Here is a 25,947-nt window from a genome sequence, read left to right as displayed (position 1 = left end):
ATGCTGTATTGAGCTGTTTATCGTATCTTGGCACCCACGTATCAAACACGATGCCAAACCCCGAATTTTACCATGCTGACAGCTCTATTCCCGAAGCCCACGGTTTGCCGCCCGTTTTTCGGGAGTGACTTTTCTATTGCCATTTGATTCAGGGCAGGACGCAATACAGGAAATGTGTTTAAATTGAATGTTGCAGCTAGTTAATTTATTGTCTGCAAACAAATTTGCCCGCACTCATTCCGTCTATGGTCAAGCATCTCGCTTTTATTGCCGCCCTCAGCATCGCCGCGCCGTCCGTATCCGCGCAGTCGATGGCTGAAGTGCAGGCTCGGCGCGGCAGCGGCACCTATCTGCAAGATGAACGCGGCGTTGTGGTGCGTAGTCCTTTCGGGCTTTGCTGGCGAAGCGGCACATGGAGTCCAGCAGATGCAGTGATTGGTTGTGACGGACAACTGGCGCCGCCGGTAGCCAATCCGACCGCCCCAGAACCTGCCATGCCCGTGGCGCCACCACTAGCGCAGGCTGCCCCTGTCCCTGCCCGCTGTGATTTCACAGTAACGCTGGCCAATGATGACACCTTTGAATTCAACAAGGCGGCGCTTGGAAAATCCGCTCGGAAAAGCATTGATGAACAGATCGTCAGCCGGCTTTCGACGTGCGCGACGATTGCGCGGCTGATCGTCCGGGGCTACGCCGACCGCTTGGGAGCGGAACAATATAACCAGAGGCTTTCCGAACGACGAGCAGACGCAGTTGCCGGTTATTTGAGAGACCGGGCGAAGTTTGAAAAAATTGAAATTTCCGGGCTTGGCGAGACTCAACCGACAACCTCCTGCGGAAACCAGCTGTCGCGTCGTGCCCTGATTCATTGTCTAACACCCGACCGCCGTGTGGTAGTCGAAATTCAAGGCATCGCAAAATAAGGCCCAATTGGCAAAAAAACGTGAATTTTTCGGTGAATCAATGAGAATACACCACCAAATTTTAATAGTCCGTTGCAAAAACCCAACGAGCCGTTAAAATCGCGAAGGCATTGATTTGGCAACAATCGATGTTTAGCGCGCCTATGGCAAAATGTAGTTAACTAAAGATCATTGCAGTTGAACAACCTTATAAAAAAGATGATCTAATAGCGACCGGAAGTTTTGTTTAAAAAGTGGTACTTGTTGCGCAGTTAATCTGCGGATATCTCAACCAAGAGGAAAAATATGAATAAATTAGCACTCGTCTTTGCTGCGTCCGCAGTTGTTTCGTTCTCTGCATCGGCCCAGCAAGATATTCAGGCCCGCACACCGAACAGCGCCTACCTGCAGGACAGCCGCGGCGTCATCGCTCGTGACCCGTTTGGTCTGTGCTGGCGTACTGGCACCTGGACACCGGCTGACGCCGTTCCGGGTTGCGATGGCGAAATTGCAAAACCTGCTGCTGCTCCGGCTCCGGCCCCCGCTCCGGCACCTGCACCCGCACCCGCACCGGCTCCGGCTCCCACTTCCGAAAAAGTCACATTTGCTGCTGACACCTTCTTCGACTTTGACAAGGCTGTTCTGAAGCCGGACGGCAAAGCCAAACTGGACGACCTCGCATCCAAGCTCCAGGGCATGAACCTCGAAGTCGTGATCGCCGTTGGCCACACCGACTCCGTCGGCAGCGACAGCTACAACCAGAAACTGTCGGTCCGCCGTGCCGAAGCTGTGAAGGCATATCTGGTCTCCAAGGGCGTTGAAGCCAACCGTGTCTACACTGAAGGCAAAGGCGAGAAGCAGCCTGTTGCTGACAACAAGACCGCCGCTGGCCGTGCCAAGAACCGCCGCGTAGAAATCGAAGTTGTCGGTACACGCAACCGCTAATCGATTCATTTGCTGCGCAACCCCGCCATTCGGCGGGGTTTTTTTGTTTTTGCATGACTCTATTGGTATCACGCTCCGCACAACAACTGCTTTTGGCGGCAGCGCGATAGCACTATTCCCGCTATCATCTAGCCATGAACGCCGACCCTTTTGAACTGCAGAAATTCAGCGATCTTGCTCATCGCTGGTGGGACCCCACATCTGAATTCCGTCCGTTGCATGAAATCAATCCGCTACGTCTTGAATGGATCAACGCTCGCGCCCCGCTTGCTGGAAAGGCGGTAGTCGATATTGGCTGTGGCGGTGGCATTCTGGCTGAATCGATGGCCCGCAAGGGGGCCATCGTAACTGGCATTGATTTGTCGGAAAAGGCACTCAAGGTTGCGGATCTTCATAGCCTCGAATCCGGCGTTCAGGTGCGCTACGAAATGATTTCGGCCGAAGATCTTGCTGCACGTGAAGCGGGACGATATGACATCGTCACCTGCATGGAAATGCTGGAGCATGTTCCGGACCCCGCAGCCGTGGTGAAAGCCTGTGCGACATTGGTAAAGCCAGGTGGCCATGTATTCTTCTCGACCATCAATCGCAATCCGAAAAGCTATCTCTTTGCCGTGATAGGGGCCGAATACATACTGCGCTTGCTCCCCAAGGGAACGCATGACTATGCCAAGTTCATCACGCCTGCCGAACTTGCTCAGTTTGCGCGCAATGCAGGATTGACCGTCGGGAGACTCAAAGGCATGGGCTACAATCCCCTGACCAAGATCTACTCACTGAACCAGGATACTGATGTGAATTACCTGGTCGCCTGCACTCGACCTGAATAGCCGCGAGCATAAGCACGAGGAAACCAGGTTGAAAACTGTTGTAAGAGTCCAGATTCCAATTCAGGTGCGCATGCGAACCTGAAACGCTTTGCCTCCGGGACAACAGACTCCGAGTCAGAAGGCTGTCCGCGGCAGATAGTGTAATGCCGTGCAAGACATCGTCCACTTCTCCCGTGTGTAACCAAGCCCGTTACGGAAGCTGTCGATCGAATGGAAGAATCCAAGATAATGTCATTACCTTTTCCCCGTGCAGTTCTTTTTGACCTTGACGGCACTCTTGCCGACACCGCGCCGGATCTTGCTGGATCGATGAATCGCGTAAGAACGGCACGAGGCCTGTCCCCTACTCCTTATGAAATCCTGCGCCCAGTCGCTTCTGCCGGAGCACGCGGATTGATCGGCGCATCATTCGGACTCAAGCCGGAAGACGAGGGTTTTGACGAGCTTCGCACAGCCTTCCTCGATGCCTATGCGGCATCGATCGCGGTGGAGTCGCGCTTATTCGACGGCATGGACGTCCTCCTTGCCTCGTTGTCCGAGAAAAGCATCGCCTGGGGAATCGTCACCAACAAGGCTGGCAGGTTTACCCACCTGCTTGTTCCTGAACTCAATCTGCAGCATGCCGGCTGTGTGATTGCTGGCGATACGACACCTTATTCCAAGCCGCATCCCGAACCATTGCTGGAAGCAGCCCGTCGCCTGGGTCTTCCACCCGAGCAATGCTGGTATGTCGGCGACGACCTTCGCGACATACAAGCCGGACGCGCTGCAGGCATGACGACCATTGCGGCGGCGTGGGGCTATTGCGGCCACCAGGAACCGGTCGAATGGCTGGCGGACGCAATTGCAGCCTCCCCGCTGGAACTGCTTGCGCTGCTTCAGACGAACCCTTGAATTCGTCCATGCATACCCCATCTTGTGGAGTACAATAGCAGTTCTGTTTTGGGGACGACCTGGTTTCGACAGGGGTTGCAAAGCAGCGCAGGGCATACCGAGGGCTGGTCACCTCGTAAATCCAACCGGAAATGCTTAAATGCAAACGATGAAACTTACGCTCTCGCAGCGTAATCCCCTAGAAACTTAATAACTTTCTAGCTCTACACCGTCTTGTCCTTGGGGCGGGCTGGCAACAGCAGTAGAGTCATTTACAAGGAATCGCGTTGCGTCGGGTCACTTGGCGTAACGTTAAAAATAGGTGACTCGCCTTGTTGAAGCGCGTGCGTCCGCGTCGGCAGGGTCAGAACCAATAGGCTGCACTAAGTATGTAGAACTGTCTGTAGAGTGCTTCTGGACGCGGGTTCGATTCCCGCCGTCTCCACCAATATTCAAGATGGCCTGAACTTTTTCAGATCAGTCGTAAACAATCGGTCACAACCATTGCTTACTTCACAACCATTGCTTACTTAATGGTTAGTGCTCCATTCCTTGCCTCGCCAATCTTTGGAGAGCATATTGCGTCATCTGTTGGCTCTTGTCGCATTCTGCTCATCTGAACTGGACCCGCAAGCTCCACTTTACCCCTACATTGCAAGCAGCCTGTCCTAGAGCGGATTATAGGTGGGTGTATGGAAGAATCGGTTTGCCCTGGGATGCAGGGCAAGGCGGGCGGAGCACCGTGTGGCGGGCCATACCAGCGACGCACAACGCGGCCATGGGCCCAGAGCAAGCCGAGGCGACCGACCGACCATTCATCTGCAATCCGCTCTAGTCTTCAAGGTGGATAATCACTGGTTTCTGGCGTTTATCCTGCGTGGCTGGTCAATTGGGCAGGCACTACTATCCTCAAATCGCGCGTCTGCAACTCGTGCAGAAGTTAAGAGATGCGCTGGTCTCGAGAAGACTGATACTTTAAATAAAGCTTCTCAATGGACGGCAGATATCATTCCCAAGTCATGAACTAACAAGTTAGCTCCATGGATTTTTCCGTCCGCAAATCACGGAGGAATCCATAACCGAGACTATGTGCAATGGGTGGCGAGTGCAAACCGGCCAGCCGGAAAAGAGGTAGTCTCATGTAACGAAGTGGCTTGGGATCGGGACAAGGTCTGCCGTTTCCAAAACCGCCTTTTCAAGGAATAACAACGGATAAGGCGGTGCAAATTCAACGTGGGTCTGGGCATGCGCCCTATCCATAATTGTCCTATCGGCTGCGGAAGTTACCGACGCAGCCGCTCAATGAGCAAGGAGGTTTGCAGCTGCGCCAGTTCCTGCATGGCATGCTCCCAGCTGGCATGAAGTTCGTTGACCGAGTCGCGCATCATGTGGAAGGCGATGCTCGCCGCATCAATAGGGTTAGCTGCCGAATTGCGCGCCACTTCAATGCGATCCAACAGCTTTTCGAGCGCCGGACGCTGGGCCGCCGGTGCCGAATCAACTGCTTCCCTGAGCAGATGGCGGCGGAATGCCTCAAGTGCCTCGGGATCTTGCTGATGAAGGGCAACCAAGGTATCAAAGTTGGGCATGGCGACGTTCATTTCGGCTCCTGTATGGTCAAACATTGTCTATATGACATGTATAACGCTCTATCACCATCACCCCTTGTGGGCAATCAACCAACAAAACCGATGCTGCTGTGGCGGCTCAAATGTATCTATAAAGTCGAATCATTCTTCGGCTTGGCAGTCTTCAAGTTGCAACAGTGCATTAAGACAAGCGGTGACGACGATAGCGGCACCCAGCATCGCTATCAGGGAGACCAGTGCTGTAAGCATGCTTCCTCCTGTGATCTTGTTGTTTGAATCATTCAAGCACTAAGGATGCCTGGTGTCATTGCGCTTTCACATGCCACTGCTCAGCTTCGTTACGGAGCCGGACGCGAATGAGCAATCTCAATATTAATGAGTGAGTACAGCGCTACGATGGTTCCATTACACCTACCCACCAGAGATGCCCATGTCTAGTCTCAATAACGATGTATTGCCTACCAACGGCGATGAAGATAAGATGCCCGGCCAGGATCCGCTTGGCGATTCGGACAGCAGCGATGAATCGGTACAGGCAATGTCGGAAATGGCGATACGCAGAAGTCTGCTTGGGAAATTGATTATTCCGCGGTCCTTGCCTTAAGGCTGGCTTTGCCCAGCCGCTGCTGCGACTGGTTTCGCGGCTTCATAGGGAAAGAAGCTCCTCAGCCCGTGTGCTTACCCACATTCCTTGTGGCCAATTCTGTGGATAACCATGGAATGCGTGAGCTATGTCCATGATCTGCAAGTCATTTTTTCTTGTGATTAAATTTCGTGCAGTTACGGCATGCTCACCCGAAAAACTTTCGCGGCGTGGCGTACCCTGAGCCACTCACTCGTGCAATGCACTACGCCATCCATTCAAATTTCATGAATGGATGGCGTAGCAGATTCGACTAACAATATTTAGCATGCTCGAGGGTGACGCCAGGAAGACAAGATGCACTCACCGCAATGGGCGCAGATATAGAGCGCATACAGTCCGTAGAGCGCTCGGGCAGTGTACTGACGATGCCGGAACATTTGCCCATCGCGCTGGGCCATTGATGCGCACACAATGTTGCAAGCAATGCGTGCGTTAACCAGACGTGTAGTTAAACGATCCTGACCTTCAACTCCCCGATGCCATCGATTGCACCTTCGAGAAGATCTCCCTGCTTCACGGCAGCGACCCCTTCCGGCGTGCCGGTAAAGATAAGGTCACCGGGCTGCAATTCAAAATACTGGGACAGATGCTCGATCGTTTCACCGATGTTCCAGATGAGCTTTTCAATACTGCTCTGCTGACGCTTGGCGCCATTGACTTGGAGGCTGATTTGCGCGTTTTCGACATTCCCGGCCTGTGCAACGGGAACGATGGAGCCAATCGGCGCCGAATGATCGAAGCCCTTGCCGGTCGACCATGGGCGGCCGGTCTTCTTGGCTTCCCCTTGCAGATCGCGACGGGTCATGTCCAGACCAACGGCATAGCCCCAGATGTGCTGCAGCGCGTCGGCAGCGGGAATATTCTTGCCCCCCTTGCCGATCGCAACAACTAGTTCAATCTCGTGGTGCAGATCACTGGTCATGCTTGGGTAAGGCATTTCCCCTGTCGTGCCCGGCGTCACGGGCAATACCGCATCGGCGGGCTTCATGAAGAAAAATGGCGCTTCCCTGCCCGTGCCGCCCATCTCCTTCGCATGCTCAACGTAATTGCGGCCTACGCAATAGATGCGGTGTATCGGGAAAGCGGCATCGCTGCCTGCCACGGGAACGGCGGCAACGGCGGGTTGAGGAATCACGAACTGCATGTCAGTCTCCTAAGGGGTGTACAGTATTTGCATCCTGCATTCGGTCTTCATCGGACACGGGAGATTGCACGATACTTGCAAGCGTTCCTGCTTCTGCAAAACATCGCTGCGCCGGACCAATTTGAATCACGATTGGTGCAAATTATGCCATTGCTCGAGCGGCCCCGTGTTTCAGGCCGCCCGAAAGCACAGTCACAAATGAAAACCGCCTTGCCGTCGGTGCCGGCAAGGCGGTGTTGGAAAGCTTCTGCAGGGTTTGGATGCGATCAGCCTTCGCCGAGATAAGCAGCCTTGACCTTCGGGTCATCCAGCATGTCATTGGCCTTGCCGCTCATGGTGATCAGGCCCGATTCCATCACATAACCGCGATGCGCAGCCTGCAACGCGAGTTTGGCATTCTGTTCGACGAGCAGAATGGTCACACCCTGCGCAGACACATTGCGCACGACTTCGAAAATCTTTTCGACCATGATCGGGGACAGACCCATCGACGGTTCGTCCAGCAGCAGCAGCTTGGGATGACTCATCAACGCGCGGGCCATCGCCAGCATCTGCTGCTCGCCGCCGGACAGTGTACCCGCCAGCTGATTGGCACGTTCTTTCAAGCGCGGGAACACCCCGAACCACTTGTCGATGTCAGCCTGGATAGCGGCCTTGTCGTTGCGGATATAGGCGCCCATGAGAAGGTTTTCGAGGATGGTCATGCGTGTGAACACGCCGCGCCCCTCGGGCACCATCGCCAGATTTTTCTTCACCAGCGAGAACGATGTCGTGCCCTGGATCGGCTGGCCGGTATAGTGGATCTGGCCTTCAACCTTGCAGCCCGGGAGCGTGTTGGTGATGGCCTTGAGCGTGGTGGTCTTGCCTGCACCATTGGCGCCGATCAGCGTGACCAGTTCACCCTTGTTGACCTCGAGGTCAATCCCCTTGACTGCCTGGATACCGCCATAAGCGATCTTCAGGCCGCTGACCTTCAGAATGTTTTCGTTCATTAGTGCCCCCCTCCCAAATACGCCTCGATAACAGCCGGGTTGCTTTGCACCTCGGCCGGCACGCCTTCCGCAATCGGCTTGCCGTAATCGAGCACCGTCAGGCGGTCGCAGAGACCCATCATCAGTTTTACATCATGCTCGATGAGCAGAATGGTCCTGCCTTCCGCCTTGATCTTCACCAGGAGTTCACGCAGGGCGAGCTTTTCAGTGGCATTCATGCCGGCTGCCGGCTCGTCGAGCGCCAGCAATTGCGGATCGGTTGCCAGCGCACGGGCAATCTCGAGACGGCGCTGATCGCCGTAGGACAGATGCCGCGCAGTGCGGTGGGCAAACTTGGCAATACCGACAAAGTCCAGCAACTCCATGGCGCGCTGGCGAATCGCCGCTTCCTCTTCGCGTGCGGCCTTATGATGGAAGACGGCGCCGAACACGCCCTGCTTGGTCCGGACATGGCGCCCCACCATCACGTTCTCGACTGCCGACATCTCGCCGAACAGACGGATGTTCTGGAAAGTCCGCGCAATGCCGGCCTTCGCCACTTCGTGCGGTGCGGACGGCGAATAAGGCTTGCCGTCCAGCTCGAATGTGCCGGTATCGGCCTGGTACAGACCTGTGATCACGTTGAAGAACGTGGTCTTGCCGGCGCCGTTGGGACCGATCAGGCCATAGATCTGGCCCTTCAGAATCTTGATGCTGACGTCCGACAGTGCCTGTAGGCCGCCAAAGCGCTTGTTGACGCCCGCAATCTTCAGAATGACTTGTTCGCTCATTATTTTTCCTTATGCAGCCAGCGCAGTAGGTTCTTTTTCATCCAGACGTTTTTTCGCATTGGCATCCATTCGGTCCTCATGCTTCGGCGACGGCCACAGGCCTTCCGGACGGTAGAGCATGATGACGACCATGGCCAGGCCGTAGAGCAGCTGGCGCAGCACTTCAGCGTCGATCAGCACGGCGCCGAACAACTGGCGCTGTACCGGCTCCACCACGTGGCGCAGCACTTCCGGCAAGGCCGCCAGGATGACGCCTCCCAGCACGACGCCGGGAATATGGCCGATACCGCCAAGCACCACCATCGCCAGTACGGCAATCGATTCGGTCAGCGAGAACGACTCGGGCGAGACGAAGCCTTGGAAGGATGCAAACATGGCCCCGGCAACGCCGCCGAAAGAGGCGCCCATGCCGAATGCCAGGAGTTTGACGTTGCGAGTATTGATGCCCATCGCCTTGGCGGCGATCTCGTCTTCGCGGATGGCCACGAAGGCACGGCCGAGGCGCGAATGCTGCAGGCGTATCGAAATGAAGATGATGACCGCGCAAAGGAACAGGAACAGGAAATAGTAGGCATTGACCGACGGCATGCCCCATTCGCCGAAATACACGGTAGCGCGTGAACCCGGTTCGCCCGCCAGCGACACGCCGAAGATGCGGATCGGATCGATCATGTTGATGCCTTGCGGACCATTGGTGATGTTCACCGGGGCATTCAGGTTGTTCATGAAAATGCGGATGATCTCGCCGAAGCCCAGTGTCACGATGGCCAGGTAATCGCCGCGCAGCTTCAGCGTCGGCGCGCCCAGCAATGCACCGAACACGGCCGCCAGTGCCGCACCCATTGGCACGATCAGCCATACCGACAGGTGAATGCCGTTTTGCGCCGCTTCCTCGCCGACTATCCATCGAAGCGCCTCCCCAACCGCCGGATAGTTGTTGACGAAGGACTCCAGCACGCTTGCAAACTGGGGCGATGCCAGCAGACCTGTCATGTAGGCGCCCAGCGCGTAGAACGCGATATAGCCGAGATCGAGCAGGCCGGCCATGCCGACCACGATATTCAGGCCGAGCGCCAGCATGATATAGAGCAGCGCCAGGTCCATGATGCGGACCCAGGAGTTGCCGAAGTTCGATGCAATGAACGGGAAGGCGAGCAGTACGATGCCGAGGATGGCAAAGCTGGTGTACGCCTTGCGGGGATTGTGTTTAACGTCAAATAGTGTCGACATGAATCTCTCCTTTACGCTTAGGCACGATCCGCAACGCGTTCACCCATGATGCCGGACGGACGCAGTGTAAGTACGATGATAAGCACGACGAATGCAAAGATGTCCTGGTAGTGGCTGCCGAGGAAACCGCCGGTCAGGTCACCGATATAACCGGCGCCGAGACTTTCGATGATGCCAAGCAGGATGCCGCCCACCATCGCGCCATAGATATTGCCGATACCGCCCAGAACCGCAGCCGAGAATGCCTTCAAACCGGGAACGAAACCCATCGCGAACTGCGCCGAGGCGTAATTGGCACCCCACATCACGCCAGCCACTGCGGCCAGCGCAGCACCGATGGCAAACGTCATGACGATGACCTTGTTGGAGTCCACTCCCATCAGGCCGGCGACACGCGGATTTTCCGCGGTAGCCCGCATCGCGCGGCCCATCCGGGTACGTTCGACCAGAAGCACCAGGGCAAGCATGGCGACTGTTGCCAGCACCAGCAGCATGACCTGCGTCGGAGAAATCAGTGCGCCGCCGAGATTGAACGGATCAGCCGGCATGACCTGCGGGAACGGGATCGGATTGCGGCCCCAGATCATCATTGCAAAGGTTTGCAGCAGGATGGACACCCCGATGGCGGTGATCAGCGGAGCCAGGCGCGGAGCATTACGCAGGCGCCGGTAAGCTACCCGCTCAATGATCACGTTTACGAGTATGCAAACGGGAATCGCGCCGATGATCGCAATGCCCAGTTTGACGATGCCCGGCAGATCGGGTGCGACCGACTGCACGATTTTGAGAATCGTTATGCCGACCATCGCCCCGATCATCAGCACGTCGCCATGGGCGAAGTTGATCAGGTTGAGAACGCCGTACACCATCGTGTATCCAAGCGCGACCAGCGCATACATACTGCCCAGCACCAGTCCATTGATGATTTGTTGGATAAAGGTATCCATAGTTTGCCTACTCTCTATAAGGAACGTTCAAATCGTTTTACAACATCACTGCCATATTTCTGTGCGATACGGCATAGCCTTGCAGATAACAAAAACGGCACCCGGATGAGATCCTCTAGGGTGCCGCTCGATATCCTCGATGCTTATCGAATAAGGCATGCCGCGTTCTTGCGAGTGGCCGGGGCGTAAGTCTTTTGCATGGTCGCGTCTCCTGTTCCTGTCTCTGGTAATAACTTTTTTAGTTGTATGCAGCTTAGTGAGTCCACCCGAATCGGGCGGCATTATACCCAACATGTTCCAGAAAGAAATGTTCTCATCATGCCTGAATGTTTATATTTAGCGACATCAGGTCGAGAAATAGACTCTTTCTTCTACTAACTTCCAAAGCCTTGCCGCCGTCATCGGTAACACGGCACTGCCTCAATGCCAGAGTACCGCTTGGAACGTACAAGAATGTTTACGTTATATCCAAAAACACGGAGAGTTTTTGGATATTTTCAAGAACACGAAGGCTAGAAGAGTGCCGGAAAAACGGCAGGCGTGTCGCTTTTGGCAAGTTGCATCTTGCTATCCTCGCAGGCTGCAATAATAACGAGGAAAGTAGAAAACAATCGATGGAAAAAAAGTGGGTCGTCTGAATTAAATTCCGGACGCTTTTGGAGAAAAGCCACTGGCATGGCTTTTCTTTTTGTATCTTACGGCCGTACCGCCGCCAAGCCTTTGGGCAATGGGAAAGTAACGTTTTCCTCTACTCCCGGCAGCGCCCTCACGCTCCGGGCACCAAGCGCCTTGAGACGATCGATGACGGCGTCTACGAGCACCTCCGGGGCGGAAGCGCCAGCGGTGACACCGATACGGCTTGCGCCCTCGAGCCATGCGGGATCGATCTGCCCGGCATTGTCCACCATGTAGGCAACTGCGCCCTTTTTCTGCGCCACTTCGCGCAGGCGGTTTGAGTTCGAACTGTTTGGACTGCCTACCACGATAACGACATCGACCTGGGGAGCCATGAACTTGACCGCTTCCTGGCGATTGGTCGTCGCATAGCAGATGTCGCCTTTCTTGGGCTCCGCAATCAGGGGGAACTTGCGTTTTATGGCTGCAATGATATCCGCCGTATCATCGACCGACAGCGTCGTCTGCGAGACATAAGCCAGCATGTCGGGATTGCGCACCTGCAGCGCCTCGACATCGGCAACGGTTTCCACCAGATGCATGCCTTCGTCCGCCTGTCCCATCGTGCCTTCGACTTCGGGGTGGCCGTCATGACCGATCATGATGATTTCCCGCCCTTCCCTGCGCATTTTGGCGACTTCGACATGGACTTTGGTAACGAGCGGACAGGTGGCGTCAAATATGCGCAGTCCGCGCTCCGCTGCCTCGGCCTGCACGGCCTTGGATACGCCGTGCGCGGAAAAGATGACGGTATTGCCTGCGGGGACTGAGGCAAGCTCCTCAATGAAAATCGCACCCTTGCGGCGCAGATCATCCACCACATACGCGTTGTGCACGATCTCATGCCGAACATAAATTGGCGCTCCGAACTCCTCCAGCGCGCGTTCAACGATGTCGATCGCACGATCGACGCCTGCGCAGAATCCGCGCGGCTGTGCAAGCAAGATTTCCTTATCCATTTTCCTAACTTTGCATGCTCCAGGACCAAAGGTCCGAGTTATCTGTATCCGGGGCGGTTTGAGGCTTAAAGAATGCCAATGATCTTGACTTCGAATTTTACCGACTGACCGGCGAGCGGATGGTTGAAATCGAACAAGGCGCTTTCATCATCGATTGATCGCAAGACACCCGCGAAGCGTCCTCCGCTGGGAGCGGAAAATTCCACCAGGTCTCCAACGGCATACTCTTCACCGAAGTTGGAATTCTCGGTCAGCGTGGCTCGAGACACGTGCTGGACCAGGTCGGGATTGCGTGGACCAAAAGCCTTTTCCGGCGTCAGTTCGAACGTATGATGCGTGCCTTCGGGAAGGCCGATCAGGCAGGCTTCAAGAAATGGCGCGAGCTGACCAGTACCAAGTTGCAGGGTTGCTGGCTTCTCTTCGAAAGTACTAACGATGTTAGTACCATCCATTGCTGCCAGACGGTAGTGCAGGGTCAGATAGGCAGATTCGGTAACGACTGGCGTGACAGGGCTTTGCATGTGAACTCGGAATCAGGTGACAAGACATTATTGTAAGCGACGATGCTCTTTAACTCCGTAGACTCCTGCGGCCTAAACGGTTCTAGTCACGCAACAGCCTTGAAAATAGTTGCAATTTAATAAACCTTAATCCCTATAATTGCCGCTTCGCGATAACAAGAGCATCGAATACGAAACCATGGCAATCAATCACTGGCCCGAAGAACAGCGTCCGCGTGAACGGCTGATTCGGCATGGGCCGCAGCAGTTATCGGATGCAGAATTGCTTGCGGTCTTTCTGCGTGTAGGCGTCAGCGGCAAAAGCGCGGTCGACCTGGGGCGCGAAATGCTCACCCATTTTGGCTCCCTGCATGCGATGTTTACTGCTTCGTTGAATGAATTCTCGATTGTCAATGGACTTGGCCCTGCCAAATATGCGCAATTGCAGGCTGTCATGGAACTGGCACGCCGAGCCATTGGCGAACAATTGAAGGAGGGAGAAGCTTTCGCATCACCGCAGGCCGTAAAGCAGTACTTGCAGTTGACGCTGTCAAAGAAGCCTTATGAATCCTTTGCTGTTTTATACCTCGATGTGAAGAATCGCCTGATCCACGCCGAGGAACTGTTCAGAGGCAGCTTGACGCAAGCCAGTGTCTATCCGCGTGAGGTCGTCAAGGCTGCCCTTGCCCATAACGCCGCTGCGATCATCGTTTCGCACAACCACCCATCCGGCACACCGGAACCAAGCCATGCGGACCGCGCGCTGACGCAAACCCTGAAGCAGGCACTGGGACTGGTGGATGTCCGTCTGCTTGACCATTTCGTTGTCGCGGGGAGCCAGGTGTACTCCTTTGCGGAGCATGGGGAAATCTGACAAGTGAAATAACAAGATTGAAACACGGAAAATGTTAAATAAACTTAAAATACGAAGACACAGTTAATTTTCGCAAGTCATTGAAAAAGAAGATATTTTTGGATATACTCTCGTTTTTCCAAATTTGGATCTTTTAAGGAGTAAGCCATGGCACGTGTTTGCCAAGTCACCGGGAAAGGGCCGATGGTCGGCAACAACGTTTCCCATGCTAACAACAAAACCAAGCGTCGCTTCCTGCCGAACCTGCAGCGCCGCCGCTTCTTTGTTGAATCCGAAAACCGCTGGGTTTCGCTTCGCCTCTCCAATGCAGGTCTGCGCATCATCGACAAGATCGGCATCGATGCCGTGCTGACCGATCTGCGCGCACGCGGCGAAAAAGTCTAAGCGGACATTACTAGGAAACTATCATGGCAAAATCTAACCGTGACAAAATCAAGCTGGAATCCACTGCTGGAACCGGCCACTTCTACACCACCACAAAAAACAAGCGCACCATGCCGGAAAAAATGTCGATCATGAAATTCGACCCCAAGGCACGCAAGCATGTGGAATACAAAGAAACCAAGATCAAGTAATCTGGTTTTCAGCGTATGAATCAAAAAGCCGTTCATCGAACGGCTTTTTTCATTTCTGATCTGCTCCTGCTCCTGCCTCTCCTGTTACTTCCGCCCTACTGCACCACTGTCCTTCGACTATTGTTATTTCCACCATGCTTGCGCGGGCAGGTGCGGACGCTTGGGGCGGCTTGCAAGGATGCATGGGGAGATTAGATTGCGCCGGGACTCTGCGCGAGACAATAGGCGACTGGTGTTTACCGGCCACGCAGGCGACAAACAACACTGCAGTGAAGGACCGCCCATCCCGTTCGCAATGCCGTTTAATACACCATTTCCCAGCCTTCCCGCTCACGCAAACGTCTATAAACATCTGCGCATCAACGATGCAGGGGCAAAAAAACGCGGCCATTGTGGCCGCGTTTTTTATTGTCCCAACTCTCAGGCTCGTAACATGCCGATGCCTGAGCAGCCGGTATTCACCTTATACATAGCTGCGAAGACGCATCGAGAAATCCTGCAGCGCCCGAATGCCGGACGCTTCCGCCCTGGCACACCAATCCTGCAGTTGATGGAGCAACTGTTCGCGGCTTGAATTGGAACGCTCCCAGATGGCAGCAAGCTCTACGCGCATTTCATGCATCGTTTGCAACGCCTTGCTATGCGCAAATAGCTCACTCAACTGCTGCTGCTGAGGCGCTTCCAGCTTCGCCGGCTCGCGCTGGAGCAGTTTCTTGGATGACTTCAGAAACTTGGACTCAAGCTTTGCCTTGCCTGCCAGATGCTCCATTTCATCACGCCATGCGCGCTTGACCGATTTTGCGTACTTGGCCATCACGTCGTAGCGGTTGGAGATCACGGATTGCAGCGTGTCAAAGTCGGCCACTCTCTTCTCGGGATTGAACTTGGGTGCGGGAGCAACCTTCTTCACCTTTGCCAGGCCGAGAGTTTCCAGTATGCGAATGTACATCCAGCCGATATCGAACTCGTACCATTTGGACGACAGCTTGGCGGACGTGCCAAACGTATGGTGGTTGTTGTGCAGCTCTTCGCCGCCAATCAGAATGCCAAGCGGGAAGATGTTGGTAGCCGCGTCCGAACATTCATAATTGCGGTAGCCCCAGTAGTGACCAATGCCATTGATGATGCCGGCCGCTGTAATGGGGATCCACAGCATCTGTACCGCCCAGACACTCAGGCCGACGACACCGAACAGAACAACGTCAATGACGAGCATCAGGCCTACACCCTGCCAGGAGTATTTGCTGTAAAGATTGCGTTCGATCCAGTCATCCGGGGTGCCATGACCATACTTGTCCATGGTCTCGCGGTTCTTGGACTCGGCGCGGTAAAGCTCGGCGCCTTCCAGCAGTACTTTCTTGATACCGCGTGTGACCGGGCTGTGCGGATCTTCCTCGGTTTCGCATTTTGCATGATGCTTGCGATGAATAGCTGCCCATTCCTTGGTCACCATACCTGTGGTCAACCATAGCCAGAAGCGGAAAAAGTGGCTCGGAATCGCATGCAGCTCCAGCGCGCGATGTGCCTGGCAACGATGAAGATAGATAGTGACAGCCGCAATCGTGATATGCGTCAGGATCAGCGTGATTCCCACGATCTCCCAGCCGCTCGCAGAAGCGAGACCGTTTGACAAGAAATGAAGAACTGCGTCAAGCATGGTGGTTTCGATGATAAATACTCCTGGTTGAAGACGGATGCCGGTACGCCGCTTTGTTTTCCTTGCAAAAACAAGAGCCTATCTGCAATCTGGGGCAGATTGTACGCGTTTATGGCGTTTCGGTAACCGGCATTTTCATTGAAATCCTGCTTTCATTTCCAGGTACTACATCAAGGATTCGGATTTCACGTTGCGGATAGGGAATTTCAATTTGATGTTTTTGCAACATCTTCCAGATGGCCCGGTTCAATTGAGACAGTACATTGCCCCGCCCGTTCTCCGGATCTGCGATCCAGAACCCAACCTCCAGTTCAAAGCCGTCCGGATCGAAGCGGACAAGCAAGGCTTGAGGGGCAGGATTTTTCAAAATGCGGGGGATGTCCGTTGCCACTTCTTCCAAGAGTCCTAGCACCTGCTCCACATCGGTCCGGTAACTTACGCCGACGCGTGTCGCCAACCGCAGGGAACGATCCGTCAGCGAATAGTTCTGGACCGGCGTCGACAACAGCATGTCGTTCGGCACCACGGTTTCCACCCCGTCAAAGCCGCGCACAATTGTATAACGGGTATTGATTCGAGTTACCTGACCGAAATATTTGTCGACATTCACTACGTCACCAATGGCAAGGCTGCGCTCGATGAGAATGACGAAGCCAGACACATAGCTGCTGACAATCTTCTGCAAGCCAAGACCCAGACCGACACCAAGCGCACCACCAAATACGGAAAGCACCGTCAGGTCGATGCCCACCAGGGAAAGACTGATCAAGACGGCGAGCAGGATAAGAACCGCCTTCCCCATGCGGGCCGCGACGGCGCGCAGGGAAGAATGGACGCTATCCATCCGCATCAGGCGCTCTTCCAGTGCGGCTCCGGCCCACAGGGCAAACATCAGGGTAATGACCACCGACGCAGCCGCCTGGAAAACCACCAGGAGCGAAGCCTTGTGCCGTCCGACCGGTATGGTGGTGTTTTCGAGATAGGCAACCAGTTCCGGCCATAGCCCCGTGATATACAAGGCAACGCCCAGCCAGACCACGGATGCAAAGATTTTTTCCGCAAGCAGTACGACTGCTCCTGGCTCGCCACCACGCGCAAAGACGCGGCGCAACATGTAAAAAGCCAGGCGGATCAATGCAAACGAACCTATCAGCGGGATCGCCAGGCGCAGCAGGTTTACATGCATCCATTGCTGCAGCACAAATTTGGAGAGGGCGATCAATCCCAGTGCCAGCAATGGCCAGAGAACCGGGGCGAAACTCTCAACGCCCAAGCGCATGACCCGAAGCTGCCCGTCATGTGCGGTCAGACGCTGCCGGAATGTTTTAGCGAGCAGCCAGCCTATGCCCAGGCTGCCGGTCAAGGCAAGGATTTGCCAGAGCAGGTTTGGATCATGAAGGTCTGTCCATAGATCGGACAGCAGGCTAGAAAGCAGGTTTTGTCTCATTGCTTATTTCTTATTTCTTGTAGCGGCTTGCCTCGTTGCGGTGCCGCTCCCAATTTCGCGCATAGCGTGCAGCCAGCTTTGGATTGTTTCTCGCCACCAGCAGATTTTCAGCATTCTTGTGCTGTGCGGTCCAGGTGAAATTGAAGCTGCCGGTCATCACGGTCGCATGTGAGGTTTCGGCATCAACCACGATTACCTTGTTATGCGCATTCTGGTATTTTGTCTCGATCCATACCGGTATCCCGGCCGACGCAAGGCGCGGCGCCGTCGATGAATCGACTCGTTCGAGCTGATCGCCATCGACCAGGACCTTCACATCGACACCGCGGCGGTGAGCCGCAATCAGCGCCGCCGATATTTTCTTATTGGTTAGCAGATAAGCCTGTACCAGTATCTGCCGCCGCGCTCCGTCAAGCATTCCGATGATGGATTTCTCGATATCGTCCCAGGGCGCAAACAAGGGCTGCAGCGTACCTTCCGCGACCATCGGCGCATCTGCGTCGACGCCCTTTGCTCCCGTGACGACCGGCGCCGCGGCCAGCGTCAGCAGCAAGACGGCAAAAGCCCTGACGCTCATTTGTTCCTGACGAATACCGCGGCGAAGAAACCGTCCGTCCGATGAATCTGAGGCGCGAGCTTTAGATAGTCCTGCATATCCAGCGGAATTTTCTGTTCCGCGAGGACATCACGCATTGGCAACAGCGAAAAGCCTGCATTAGCGGCCAGGAACTGCTGCGCAATCGCCTCGTTTTCCTCGTCCAGGAGGCTGCAGGTTGCGTAGACCAGCCTGCCGCCGGGTTTCACAAGGCGTGCCGCGCTGGCCAGAATGGCTGCCTGCTTGACCGTGAGTTCGGCGACAGTTTCCGGGGTCTGCCGCCATTTCATGTCGGGATTGCGGCGCAAGGTACCAAGACCGCTGCATGGCGCGTCAACCAGCACGCGGTCGATCTTTGCCACCAGGCGCTTCACCTTGGCATCGTTTTCATGGGCGATGACAACCGGATGTACGTTGGACAAACCGCTGCGTGCCAGACGCGGCTTGAGCTTCGCCAGCCTTTTCTCGGATACGTCGAATGCGTACAGGCGCCCGGTATTGCGCATTGCCGCGCCCAAGGCGAGCGTCTTGCCGCCCGCGCCGGCGCAGAAATCGGCAACCATTTCGCCGCGCTTGGCGCCCAGGATCAGCGCCAGCAACTGGCTTCCCTCATCCTGCACTTCAATCGCTCCCTCCTTGAACAGGGGAAGATTCTGCAGCGCCGGCTTTTTCGGCACGCGAATGCCGAGCGGAGAAAACGGCGTCGGCTCGCACACGATGGGGGCCTTGGCCAGCTCGGCGATCACATCTTCGCGCTTCCAGTTCAGGGAATTGACGCGCAGATCCAGCGGTGCCGGCCGATTGAGCGCATCGACCAGTTCCAGCGCCGCGGCTTCGCCATCGCGGGCTATCAGCTTGTCGAGCAGCCATTGCGGCAGATTGGCGCGCAGGTTGATTGGCAGGCTATTGCGGTCAATCTGGGAAATCCGGTGCAGCCATGCCGCTTCGTCCTCAGACAAGCCGGCAAGCGCATCCACTCCGACGGTCTCGCCCAACCCCAGCAGGGCAAGGCGACGCATCGCAGATCCCTGGCCGGATTCGGAAAAGCTGGCATAGGCCAGCTTGTTGCGCAGAACCGCGTAAACGCCTTCCGCCACGGCATTGCGCTCGCGCGATCCCAATTTGGGATGCTCGCGGAAGTAACGGGATAAAGTGACATCGGCAGGTCCTGTAAAGCGCAGGACTTCGCGCAGGACTTCTTCAGCAGCACCGATGACTGCAGGATGCAATCTCATGGAATTCTTTCAGTTCAGACGAGTTGGGGCTCGTCGGCAATACGTACGATACCGTTATCGATTGACAGCCGGCCTTCAACAAACCAGCGTACGGCTTGAGGATAAATTTTGTGTTCTTCGACGAGGATACGTTCAGCGAGCGTGTGTTCGTTATCGGTCGCAAGGACCGGCACAACCGCCTGCGCCACAATCGGACCATGGTCCAGTTCCGCAGTCACAAAGTGCACCGTCGCTCCATGCACTTTCACGCCCGCCGCCAGCGCCTGGCGGTGTGTCGCCAGGCCGGGAAAGCTCGGCAGCAGCGACGGATGAATATTGAGCATGCGCCCGGCGTAATGTTCCACGAACTTCGGCGTCAGGATGCGCATGAAGCCCGCAAGCACAACCAGGTCCGGCGCGAAGCGGTCGATGGCCGTCTGCAGCGCAGCGTCGAATGCTTCGCGTGTCGGAAAGTCCTTGCTTATTACCGCTTCTGCAGGAATGCCCTGCTCGGCGGCGAACTGCAGCCCCTCTGCATCAGCGCGATTGCTGATGACGGCCGCGACCCGGCAGGGCCATTGTTCGTTCCGGGCGGCACGGATGATAGCCTGCATATTGCTGCCGCGTCCGGATATCAGGATGACGATATTTTTCATGGCGCGCATTTTACCGTACCCGCTTTGGCCTACCGAAATACTGGAAATAAAAAAGCCGGCATCGCAGCCGGCCTTGTTTGCAAATCAACATCCAATCACTGGAACGAGTAAAAGACCCGAAAGGCGACTTTCTTATCTGCCCAGAAATCTGCGGCATCACGAAATACATCAAGCAACGTTTCCCTTGCTTCCCTGTCGAATTTGGGCGTATTCGGCAATTGCTCGATCACGACCAGAAAACCGGGCTGCGGGCCGGCCTTGAAGGCGAGATCGGTCAGGCAATCACTGAGGGCATCGAAGTTCTTGCCAAAATGTCGCGGGAAATGGAAGGCGGTGGCAATGCACGACAGCACCTGCTGCTTGGTCGACGCATCCGCACAATACGCATAGAGAAAGTGCTGCCCGAGGCGGGCCGCTTCCTCCTGCAACTCGGTCACCCTGAAAGCACGAATGGACTGCACCACATTCGGCGGGACGCTTCTGAACAGGTCCATGTCATCCTCAACCGGCGCAATGAGATCGAGGGATTCGCTGTGCGGAGAATCGATTCGCATATGATTACTCTCTGATGCGTCGGAAAGTCGCATAATGATCATCTGTGTAATAGTATTCGCCAGAAGATGTCGGATCTCCGCCTGAAACGATGCGGCGCGCCCCGCGATTGCGGACTCCCGGGGTTTTTACCGTGAATTCCTGATAATAGCCGCGCTTTTGCTTGGGCAAAATCTTCTCATAGTTGCCAAACACCCGTCCATCCTTAGGATACGGAAACGGGCCGCCCTGCTTGATGAGCGCCAGGGTATGCTGCGCCTCCTTGGGAAGCTCGGTGAGTCTTACCTCCCCCAGTGGTGCCGGTCCCTTCGCGAACAGATTGAACGAGAGTAGCAGCGTGGCGAGAAAGAATAACCACTTGCCAATAAAGTTCAATCTCATTGCTTGGTTGCCCATATCGTTAAAAAATCGACAAATACGCGAATACCGTAGGGTAACTGCTTGCGAAATGCGAATCAACCCTGTTTCAAAAAATATGGTATGTCGAAATGCCTGCGCGGCGAAACTGTGGGCTGAAGTGATCTGCTAACATTTTGTTGCAGGACTTACTTGCACTTGGACAATATGTGCTGGTTAGGCAACAGGTTTTATCGTTAAATAATCAGCAACGCATTTCAAGGAGAAAGTCATGAAAACAAACCGCATTTCTGCATTGCAGAGTATCGCCGGAATCCTGCTGATGACCGCCGCTCCGCTTTCACTAGCTGGCAACCCCAATGTGAACTGGTCGGTCACCGTGAATTCGGGTTATCCGGCAGTTGGCGTCTACACCCCGCCCCCAGCGGTCTACTACCAGCCCCAGCCCGTCTATGTGCGCCCACAACCTGTCTACGTTCAACCGGCCACGGTCGTCACATATGGCGCACCGTATTATGTGGAAAGACGCCACCCTAAAAAGATGCACAAGCATCACTGGAAGCATCATCATCATCGCGGTTACGGTTATTAACCGGCGCTGATCCGGCTGCGGCGCAACCGATCCTGGCTCGGCAGGAGACGCACCCTTCTTGTCAGGCGTCCCTCTTGTCAGGCTCGCTGCCGTGCAACTTCTGCATTAGTTTCTCCAGGCGCCGCGATGCTTTCGCGGGCATCGAAAAACGCAAGAATATCCTCCCTCCGGGCGAGCGCATCTCGCCTTCCAAGCGCAATCAACTCCTTCGTATAGCTTGCCTCGAACAGCAGGTACGACGCCAGCGCCGACCCACCGGCTTCGGTGGCACCGATTCCTCCCAATAGCATCCGGATCGGGCGAGGCAGGCTTTTCACATGCCGGCTGGCGATATCGTCCAGTCGTTCCGACGGCGCGATGACAAGCATTTTAATAGGGCGCAATGGAGTGTGCGCCAATTGCTCCTTGCTCAACATGGACAAGGTCAGGTTAATCCGGGTCATGCGCTCGATGTCGACCGCCAGGCTGTCAAGAAAGATGCTGGACAAAGCATGGCCTGCGATTTGCGCCAGGCTGGGGTACTGAACCTGTGTTGAACTGCCATGGGATTGATCATTCAGGCGGCCCGCGCCCACGACCAGCACCCTGTCGGCGCCGAGATGAATGGCAGGAGAAATCGGTGCCAGCTGGCGCATTGAACCGTCACCGAAATACTCCCTGCGTCCTTCGCAATACAAGGGCATGGCTGGAAACAGCAGGGGTATCGCGGCGGAGGCCAGCAAGTGTTCCACGCCGATCTGGGTGCGCAGCGCCAGTCGCTGCGAGCGGACCCAGGGCGCAATATCAGCGTCGCTTTGAAAGAAGGTGATGTGCCTGCCTGCGGTGTAGGAAGACGCTGTGACCGCCAGCGCATGCAGCTTGCCTTCCATGAGTGCCGCATCGAGTCGCGGGAAATCCAGCATCCGGTGCAACAATGTCACGAGCGGCGTATTGTCCAGCAGGGAGTTGGGCGGATTCGCCCGCCATTGGCGCAGCAGCCAGCCGAATGAAAGCAGCGACAGCCACTTGGCCCCGGAACGAAGCACGCCAATAGAATCCGTGCGGTAGACCTGCTCCGCGGTGAACTGCTCCCAGACGCGGAGAACCTGACGTAGCCCCTCACCGAAATTACCGGCATGACATGCCAGGGCCGTGGCATTGATGGCGCCTGCCGAGGTGCCGCAAATGATGTCGTAGGGATTATGTTCCGGCTGGCGGCCTTCATCCTTGAGTATGGAAGCGACACCGTCAAGCACGCCGACCTGGTAGGCGGCGCGGGCGCCACCGCCAGTCAGTACCAGTGCGGTTTTCTTGCTCTCGTTCATGACTGAGAGATTAGCAGGCGATTGCAGCTTTGAGGATACCGCCTGCGTTCAGCTGGCAAGGAAACAACGCAACGGCATTGCGGAATGCCTGCCTGTCCCCGGTTGACCTGAGAGCGTTTTCACCCTGACCAGCCGAGACAGATTGCCGCTGGAACAAGGCGTGCCGACGCGACATGGCCAAGCCATGGCAAGGAGTCACAACGCAGTGCTGGCGGCAATCTGTCCGGGATCGGCAGGCAAGTCAGAGGGAAAACGCTCCAGCCTGTGTTTGATAAGCTGCTGCGCGATCCGGATTGGCGCCTGCGGTGCTCGGCGTACCCTGCGTACGCGTGCGCTCCTCGGCGCCAATCCGAACCGCTCGCAACGCTTATCAAACACAGCCTAGCCTCAATCGCCCTTGACAATCCCCTCGCGGCGCGGATCCGCGCCACCAAACCACATTTCCTCGCCGTGGATGTTCATCCGCATGATTCCCTGCAAGCCCGAGGTCTGCTCGATCATGCGCACATTGTGCCCCTTGGCTTTCAGCTGGTCAGCGAGCGCGGCATCAACGCGGCCTTGCTCCAGTTCGGTCGGTCCATTGCGGCTGCCGAAATTCGGCAGACTGATTGCCTGCTGCACGTTGAGCCCCCAATCCAGCGTTCCGATCAGCACCTTGCCGACGTAATTGATGATGGCAGAGCCGCCGGGAGAGCCAGTCGACATTACCAGCCTGTTGCTGCCCTTCTCGAATACCAGAGTAGGCGCCATGGAGCTGCGCGGGCGCTTGCCAGGCTGGATCCGGTTCGCAATCGGTCCGTTCGCATCGGCAGCGTCGAAGGAGAAATCGGTCAGATGGTTATTGAGCAGGAAGCCCCGGACCATCTGTCGCGAACCGAATGCGTCTTCAATGGACGTTGTCATCGAGACAGCGTTGCCTCTGGCATCGACAATCGAAATATGCGAGGTGGACGGCAGCTCGGGTGACGTATCGAGCCCTGATGTCAATGCAGCCGCAAAGGGCATGCCGGACTTGGCGACACCCATCGACTTGTCGCTGATCAGCGCCGCGCGCCCGGCAAGGTATTGCTTGTCGAGCAAGGCTTTTGCGCCACTGCCCGGCAGGGCAATGAAATCGGTATCGGCGACATAGCGGCTGCGGTCGGCGTAAGCCAGCCGCCCAGCTTCGGAAAACAGATGGATGGCTTCCGCGTTCAGCGCACCGTTTTGCGGGGCAAGCGCACGCATGTCGCGGGTTTCAAGAATCCCCAGCATTTGCGCGACGGCGATGCCGCCCGATGACGGCGGCGGCATGCCGCATACCGTCCACGCCCGGTAGTCCGAGCAGACCGGTTCACGCACCTTTGCCTGGTAAGCCGCGATATCGGTTGCAGTGAGCAATCCCGGGTTGGCCGGATGGCCTTTCACCTTCGCCTCGATATCTTCCGCAAGCCGGCCTTTGTAGAACGCATCGGCGCCGTTGATGGCAATATCGCGCAACACATCGGCCAGCTCCGGATTTTTCAGCAGATGTCCGATCGGCCATGGATTGCCGCCGCGGTCATAAAAGTAAGACGCAGCGACAGGATCTTTCCTCAAATGCTGCTCGGAGTTGAGCATGGCATGGAGCCGCGGACTGACGGCAAAACCTTCCTGTGCCAGCGCGATGGCGGGAGCAAACAGCGAAGCCCATGGCAACCGGCCGTATTCCCGGTGGGCCAGTTCCAGCATGCGCAATACGCCGGGCACGCCAACCGCGCGGCCGCCGACAACGGCATTGTAGAAATTGACCGGCTTGCCGTCGGCGCCGAAAAACAGCCTGTCGGTGGCAGCCATGGGCGCGGTTTCGCGGCCGTCGAAGGCCTTCACCGTCTTGCCGTCGGAATGCAGCAGAAAGGCGCCGCCGCCAATTCCTGATGACTGGGGTTCCACCAGGGTCAATACCATCTGCACCGCAATCGCCGCATCGACGGCGGTGCCACCAGCGCGCAGCACCTGATAGCCGGCGCCGGTGGCCAGCGGATTGGCTGCGGCCACCATGTATTTCCTTGCCGCCCAGCCGGGCTTGTCGGCATACCCGGTGGAGCGCTCGGGAGCCTGCATGCCGGCTTGCTGCGGCAATGATGCCTCCGGTGCCGGCCCGCGTACTTGTACCGGCGCGGTTCCGGCGCAACCACCGGCCAATACCGCCACGGCGGCAAGCAAGGGCATTCTTGTTTTATTCAATACAAACTCCCGGCAACAGAAAAGCGCCAGCCGGACAGGTGGCCGGACCAATCCGGCTGCGCCATTCTTCCCGCTCTTTCCTTACTTGGGCTGCATGCGGATCGCGCCGTCGAGACGGATCGTTTCGCCATTGAGCATCGTATTTTCGATGATGGTCTTGGCGAGATGCGCATATTCCTGCGGCTTGCCCAGACGCGGGGGAAACGGCACCATGCGGCCCAGCGCATCCTGAACTTCCTGGGGCATGCCCAGCAGCATCGGCGTTTCGAAGATACCCGGAGCGATGGTCATGACACGGATGCCATTGCGAGACAGATCGCGTGCCATCGGCAGAGTGAGTCCGACCACGCCGGCCTTCGACGAGCCATAGGCAGCCTGGCCAATCTGGCCGTCATAGGCGGCAACCGATGCGGTATTGATGATGACGCCGCGCTCGCCCTGCTCATTGCCTTCGGTCTTGGACATGGCATCGGCTGCCAGGCGCGCCATGTTGAATGTGCCCACGAGATTGATGTTGATGACCCGCTGGAAGACTTCCAGAGGATGCGGCCCGTCCTTGCCGACCGTTTTGACCGCAGGCGCCACGCCGGCGCAATTGACCAGTCCGCGCAGGGTGCCGAGCCCAGTTGCCGCATCCACCACTGCCTTGCCGTCGGCCTCGGACGTTACGTCGCACTTCAGAAAAAGTCCATTCAGCTCCGCGGCAAGCTTCTCGCCGGCCTCTACCTGAACATCCGCCAGCACCACCTTGCCGCCATTCTCCACGATCATTCGCGCAGTGGCCGCACCCAGTCCGGAAGCCCCGCCGGTGATGATGAATACACTATTCTGAATCTGCATCTTCGTCCCTTTTTCAAATTGGAAATTTCAATGACGCCCAACGACATCTGATGACGCGACAAGGCGGCGAGCCGATG

General features: G+C 56.2%; 26 protein-coding genes and 1 other RNA gene. 9 read left to right on the top strand and 18 right to left on the bottom strand.

The genetic code is table 11. The features are described 5' to 3' along the window. Positions 1-224 precede the first annotated feature (224 nt). From FH061_RS16870 to ssrA, 5 genes are all read left to right on the top strand, one after another. Positions 225-923, top strand: a complete 699-nt coding sequence (locus FH061_RS16870; RefSeq protein WP_151637002.1) for an OmpA family protein — start codon at positions 225-227, stop codon at positions 921-923. Positions 924-1,208: 285 nt separating this feature from the next. Beyond that, a complete protein-coding gene (gene ompA, locus FH061_RS16865; protein ID WP_151637001.1) occupies positions 1,209-1,847 on the top strand; it encodes an outer membrane protein OmpA in 639 nt (212 codons plus the stop codon). Positions 1,848-1,981: 134 nt separating this feature from the next. Next, the gene (ubiG, locus tag FH061_RS16860) at positions 1,982-2,677 is read left to right on the top strand and encodes a bifunctional 2-polyprenyl-6-hydroxyphenol methylase/3-demethylubiquinol 3-O-methyltransferase UbiG (protein WP_151637000.1); all 696 of its coding nucleotides are present in this window, start codon (positions 1,982-1,984) and stop codon (positions 2,675-2,677) included. 228 nt (positions 2,678-2,905) lie between these two features. Beyond that, positions 2,906-3,571, top strand: coding sequence for an HAD family hydrolase (locus FH061_RS16855; protein ID WP_151636999.1), 666 nt, complete (start codon positions 2,906-2,908; stop codon positions 3,569-3,571). 50 nt (positions 3,572-3,621) lie between these two features. After that, positions 3,622-3,998: a transfer-messenger RNA gene (ssrA, locus tag FH061_RS16850) on the top strand. Positions 3,999-4,833: 835 nt separating this feature from the next. Here the strand turns inward: ssrA and FH061_RS16845 are convergent. The 8 genes from FH061_RS16845 to FH061_RS16810 all read right to left on the bottom strand — a co-directional run bounded on the left by FH061_RS16845 (position 4,834) and on the right by FH061_RS16810 (position 13,023). Beyond that, entirely contained in the window at positions 4,834-5,151 is a 318-nt protein-coding gene (locus tag FH061_RS16845) for a DUF3135 domain-containing protein (RefSeq protein ID WP_192805108.1), read from the bottom strand. Between the two features lie 1,082 nt (positions 5,152-6,233). Continuing rightward, positions 6,234-6,929, bottom strand: a complete 696-nt coding sequence (locus FH061_RS16840) for a fumarylacetoacetate hydrolase family protein (RefSeq protein WP_151636997.1) — start codon at positions 6,927-6,929, stop codon at positions 6,234-6,236. A gap of 266 nt (positions 6,930-7,195) precedes the next feature. Continuing rightward, entirely contained in the window at positions 7,196-7,921 is a 726-nt protein-coding gene (locus tag FH061_RS16835) for an ABC transporter ATP-binding protein (RefSeq protein ID WP_151636996.1), read from the bottom strand. Next, positions 7,921-8,691, bottom strand: a complete 771-nt coding sequence (locus tag FH061_RS16830) for an ABC transporter ATP-binding protein (protein ID WP_151636995.1) — start codon at positions 8,689-8,691, stop codon at positions 7,921-7,923. Before FH061_RS16830 ends, FH061_RS16835 begins: the two co-directional genes overlap by 1 nt. Positions 8,692-8,700: 9 nt before the next feature. Continuing rightward, on the bottom strand, positions 8,701-9,921 hold the full coding sequence (locus FH061_RS16825) for a branched-chain amino acid ABC transporter permease (protein ID WP_151636994.1): 1,221 nt from the start codon (positions 9,919-9,921) through the stop codon (positions 8,701-8,703). A gap of 17 nt (positions 9,922-9,938) precedes the next feature. Further along, positions 9,939-10,868, bottom strand: a complete 930-nt coding sequence (locus tag FH061_RS16820; RefSeq protein WP_151636993.1) for a branched-chain amino acid ABC transporter permease — start codon at positions 10,866-10,868, stop codon at positions 9,939-9,941. Between the two features lie 695 nt (positions 10,869-11,563). Next, entirely contained in the window at positions 11,564-12,502 is a 939-nt protein-coding gene (gene ispH / locus FH061_RS16815) for a 4-hydroxy-3-methylbut-2-enyl diphosphate reductase (RefSeq protein ID WP_151636992.1), read from the bottom strand. A 65-nt stretch (positions 12,503-12,567) separates the two neighbouring features. After that, positions 12,568-13,023 carry an FKBP-type peptidyl-prolyl cis-trans isomerase gene (locus FH061_RS16810; protein ID WP_151636991.1) on the bottom strand — a complete coding sequence of 152 codons (456 nt, stop codon included), beginning with the start codon at positions 13,021-13,023 and terminating at the stop codon, positions 12,568-12,570. A gap of 178 nt (positions 13,024-13,201) precedes the next feature. Here FH061_RS16810 and radC point away from each other — a divergent pair, with 178 nt between their 5' ends. The 3 genes from radC to rpmG all read left to right on the top strand — a co-directional run bounded on the left by radC (position 13,202) and on the right by rpmG (position 14,451). Continuing rightward, the gene (gene radC, locus FH061_RS16805; RefSeq protein WP_151636990.1) at positions 13,202-13,876 is read left to right on the top strand and encodes a RadC family protein; all 675 of its coding nucleotides are present in this window, start codon (positions 13,202-13,204) and stop codon (positions 13,874-13,876) included. 147 nt (positions 13,877-14,023) lie between these two features. Then, entirely contained in the window at positions 14,024-14,260 is a 237-nt protein-coding gene (gene rpmB, locus FH061_RS16800) for a 50S ribosomal protein L28 (RefSeq protein WP_151636989.1), read from the top strand. Between the two features lie 23 nt (positions 14,261-14,283). After that, positions 14,284-14,451 carry a 50S ribosomal protein L33 gene (gene rpmG, locus FH061_RS16795; protein ID WP_088708878.1) on the top strand — a complete coding sequence of 56 codons (168 nt, stop codon included), beginning with the start codon at positions 14,284-14,286 and terminating at the stop codon, positions 14,449-14,451. Positions 14,452-14,914: 463 nt separating this feature from the next. On the opposite strand, the gene FH061_RS16790 is transcribed toward rpmG, so the two are convergent. The 7 genes from FH061_RS16790 to FH061_RS16760 form a co-directional block, all read right to left on the bottom strand. Then, complete coding sequence (locus FH061_RS16790; protein WP_151636988.1) at positions 14,915-16,108, bottom strand: DesA family fatty acid desaturase; 1,194 nt, start codon at positions 16,106-16,108, stop codon at positions 14,915-14,917. Positions 16,109-16,217: 109 nt separating this feature from the next. Then, the gene (locus tag FH061_RS16785; protein WP_151636987.1) at positions 16,218-17,555 is read right to left on the bottom strand and encodes a mechanosensitive ion channel family protein; all 1,338 of its coding nucleotides are present in this window, start codon (positions 17,553-17,555) and stop codon (positions 16,218-16,220) included. Between the two features lie 10 nt (positions 17,556-17,565). Further along, a complete protein-coding gene (locus FH061_RS16780; protein WP_151636986.1) occupies positions 17,566-18,132 on the bottom strand; it encodes a phospholipase D family nuclease in 567 nt (188 codons plus the stop codon). After that, positions 18,129-19,385: an RsmB/NOP family class I SAM-dependent RNA methyltransferase gene (locus FH061_RS16775; RefSeq protein ID WP_151636985.1), complete on the bottom strand. Its 1,257-nt coding sequence runs from the start codon at positions 19,383-19,385 to the stop codon at positions 18,129-18,131. The genes FH061_RS16780 and FH061_RS16775 overlap by 4 nt, the downstream gene beginning before the upstream one ends. Positions 19,386-19,399: 14 nt before the next feature. Then, positions 19,400-20,020, bottom strand: coding sequence for a phosphoribosylglycinamide formyltransferase (purN, locus tag FH061_RS16770; RefSeq protein WP_151636984.1), 621 nt, complete (start codon positions 20,018-20,020; stop codon positions 19,400-19,402). Positions 20,021-20,115: 95 nt separating this feature from the next. Next, positions 20,116-20,574 carry a barstar family protein gene (locus tag FH061_RS16765; RefSeq protein WP_225984710.1) on the bottom strand — a complete coding sequence of 153 codons (459 nt, stop codon included), beginning with the start codon at positions 20,572-20,574 and terminating at the stop codon, positions 20,116-20,118. Positions 20,575-20,578: 4 nt separating this feature from the next. Further along, on the bottom strand, positions 20,579-20,953 hold the full coding sequence (locus tag FH061_RS16760; RefSeq protein WP_151637078.1) for a ribonuclease domain-containing protein: 375 nt from the start codon (positions 20,951-20,953) through the stop codon (positions 20,579-20,581). A gap of 247 nt (positions 20,954-21,200) precedes the next feature. On the opposite strand from FH061_RS16760, the gene FH061_RS16755 reads away from it, so the two are divergent. Next, the gene (locus FH061_RS16755; RefSeq protein WP_225984707.1) at positions 21,201-21,521 is read left to right on the top strand and encodes a hypothetical protein; all 321 of its coding nucleotides are present in this window, start codon (positions 21,201-21,203) and stop codon (positions 21,519-21,521) included. A 77-nt stretch (positions 21,522-21,598) separates the two neighbouring features. On the opposite strand, the gene FH061_RS16750 is transcribed toward FH061_RS16755, so the two are convergent. The 3 genes from FH061_RS16750 to FH061_RS16740 all read right to left on the bottom strand — a co-directional run bounded on the left by FH061_RS16750 (position 21,599) and on the right by FH061_RS16740 (position 25,870). Then, positions 21,599-22,825: a patatin-like phospholipase family protein gene (locus FH061_RS16750; protein ID WP_151636982.1), complete on the bottom strand. Its 1,227-nt coding sequence runs from the start codon at positions 22,823-22,825 to the stop codon at positions 21,599-21,601. 387 nt (positions 22,826-23,212) lie between these two features. Continuing rightward, positions 23,213-25,015, bottom strand: coding sequence for a gamma-glutamyltransferase (gene ggt, locus FH061_RS16745; RefSeq protein ID WP_151637076.1), 1,803 nt, complete (start codon positions 25,013-25,015; stop codon positions 23,213-23,215). A 96-nt stretch (positions 25,016-25,111) separates the two neighbouring features. After that, positions 25,112-25,870 carry a 3-hydroxyacyl-CoA dehydrogenase gene (locus tag FH061_RS16740; protein ID WP_151636981.1) on the bottom strand — a complete coding sequence of 253 codons (759 nt, stop codon included), beginning with the start codon at positions 25,868-25,870 and terminating at the stop codon, positions 25,112-25,114. Positions 25,871-25,947: the final 77 nt, after the last annotated feature.

It is taken from the genome of Noviherbaspirillum aerium (genome assembly GCF_008929045.1).
Taxonomy (GTDB): Bacteria; Pseudomonadota; Gammaproteobacteria; order Burkholderiales; family Burkholderiaceae_D; genus Noviherbaspirillum; species Noviherbaspirillum aerium.
Note: the sequence above shows the minus strand (reverse complement) of the source record. Positions and strands in the feature narration are given on the sequence as shown.

Coding starts and splice junctions, on each gene's coding strand:
- ompA (WP_151637001.1), top strand. CDS start 1,209: ATGAATAAATTAGCACTCGTCTTTGCTGCGTCCGCAGTTGTTTCGTTC.
- ubiG (WP_151637000.1), top strand. CDS start 1,982: ATGAACGCCGACCCTTTTGAACTGCAGAAATTCAGCGATCTTGCTCAT.
- FH061_RS16855 (WP_151636999.1), top strand. CDS start 2,906: ATGTCATTACCTTTTCCCCGTGCAGTTCTTTTTGACCTTGACGGCACT.
- FH061_RS16845 (WP_192805108.1), bottom strand. CDS start 5,151: ATGAACGTCGCCATGCCCAACTTTGATACCTTGGTTGCCCTTCATCAG.
- FH061_RS16840 (WP_151636997.1), bottom strand. CDS start 6,929: ATGCAGTTCGTGATTCCTCAACCCGCCGTTGCCGCCGTTCCCGTGGCA.
- FH061_RS16835 (WP_151636996.1), bottom strand. CDS start 7,921: ATGAACGAAAACATTCTGAAGGTCAGCGGCCTGAAGATCGCTTATGGC.
- FH061_RS16830 (WP_151636995.1), bottom strand. CDS start 8,691: ATGAGCGAACAAGTCATTCTGAAGATTGCGGGCGTCAACAAGCGCTTT.
- FH061_RS16825 (WP_151636994.1), bottom strand. CDS start 9,921: ATGTCGACACTATTTGACGTTAAACACAATCCCCGCAAGGCGTACACC.
- FH061_RS16820 (WP_151636993.1), bottom strand. CDS start 10,868: ATGGATACCTTTATCCAACAAATCATCAATGGACTGGTGCTGGGCAGT.
- ispH (WP_151636992.1), bottom strand. CDS start 12,502: ATGGATAAGGAAATCTTGCTTGCACAGCCGCGCGGATTCTGCGCAGGC.
- FH061_RS16810 (WP_151636991.1), bottom strand. CDS start 13,023: ATGCAAAGCCCTGTCACGCCAGTCGTTACCGAATCTGCCTATCTGACC.
- radC (WP_151636990.1), top strand. CDS start 13,202: ATGGCAATCAATCACTGGCCCGAAGAACAGCGTCCGCGTGAACGGCTG.
- rpmB (WP_151636989.1), top strand. CDS start 14,024: ATGGCACGTGTTTGCCAAGTCACCGGGAAAGGGCCGATGGTCGGCAAC.
- rpmG (WP_088708878.1), top strand. CDS start 14,284: ATGGCAAAATCTAACCGTGACAAAATCAAGCTGGAATCCACTGCTGGA.
- FH061_RS16790 (WP_151636988.1), bottom strand. CDS start 16,108: ATGCTTGACGCAGTTCTTCATTTCTTGTCAAACGGTCTCGCTTCTGCG.
- FH061_RS16785 (WP_151636987.1), bottom strand. CDS start 17,555: ATGAGACAAAACCTGCTTTCTAGCCTGCTGTCCGATCTATGGACAGAC.
- FH061_RS16780 (WP_151636986.1), bottom strand. CDS start 18,132: ATGAGCGTCAGGGCTTTTGCCGTCTTGCTGCTGACGCTGGCCGCGGCG.
- FH061_RS16775 (WP_151636985.1), bottom strand. CDS start 19,385: ATGAGATTGCATCCTGCAGTCATCGGTGCTGCTGAAGAAGTCCTGCGC.
- purN (WP_151636984.1), bottom strand. CDS start 20,020: ATGAAAAATATCGTCATCCTGATATCCGGACGCGGCAGCAATATGCAG.
- FH061_RS16765 (WP_225984710.1), bottom strand. CDS start 20,574: ATGCGAATCGATTCTCCGCACAGCGAATCCCTCGATCTCATTGCGCCG.
- FH061_RS16760 (WP_151637078.1), bottom strand. CDS start 20,953: ATGAGATTGAACTTTATTGGCAAGTGGTTATTCTTTCTCGCCACGCTG.
- FH061_RS16755 (WP_225984707.1), top strand. CDS start 21,201: ATGAAAACAAACCGCATTTCTGCATTGCAGAGTATCGCCGGAATCCTG.
- FH061_RS16750 (WP_151636982.1), bottom strand. CDS start 22,825: ATGAACGAGAGCAAGAAAACCGCACTGGTACTGACTGGCGGTGGCGCC.
- ggt (WP_151637076.1), bottom strand. CDS start 25,015: ATGCCCTTGCTTGCCGCCGTGGCGGTATTGGCCGGTGGTTGCGCCGGA.
- FH061_RS16740 (WP_151636981.1), bottom strand. CDS start 25,870: ATGCAGATTCAGAATAGTGTATTCATCATCACCGGCGGGGCTTCCGGA.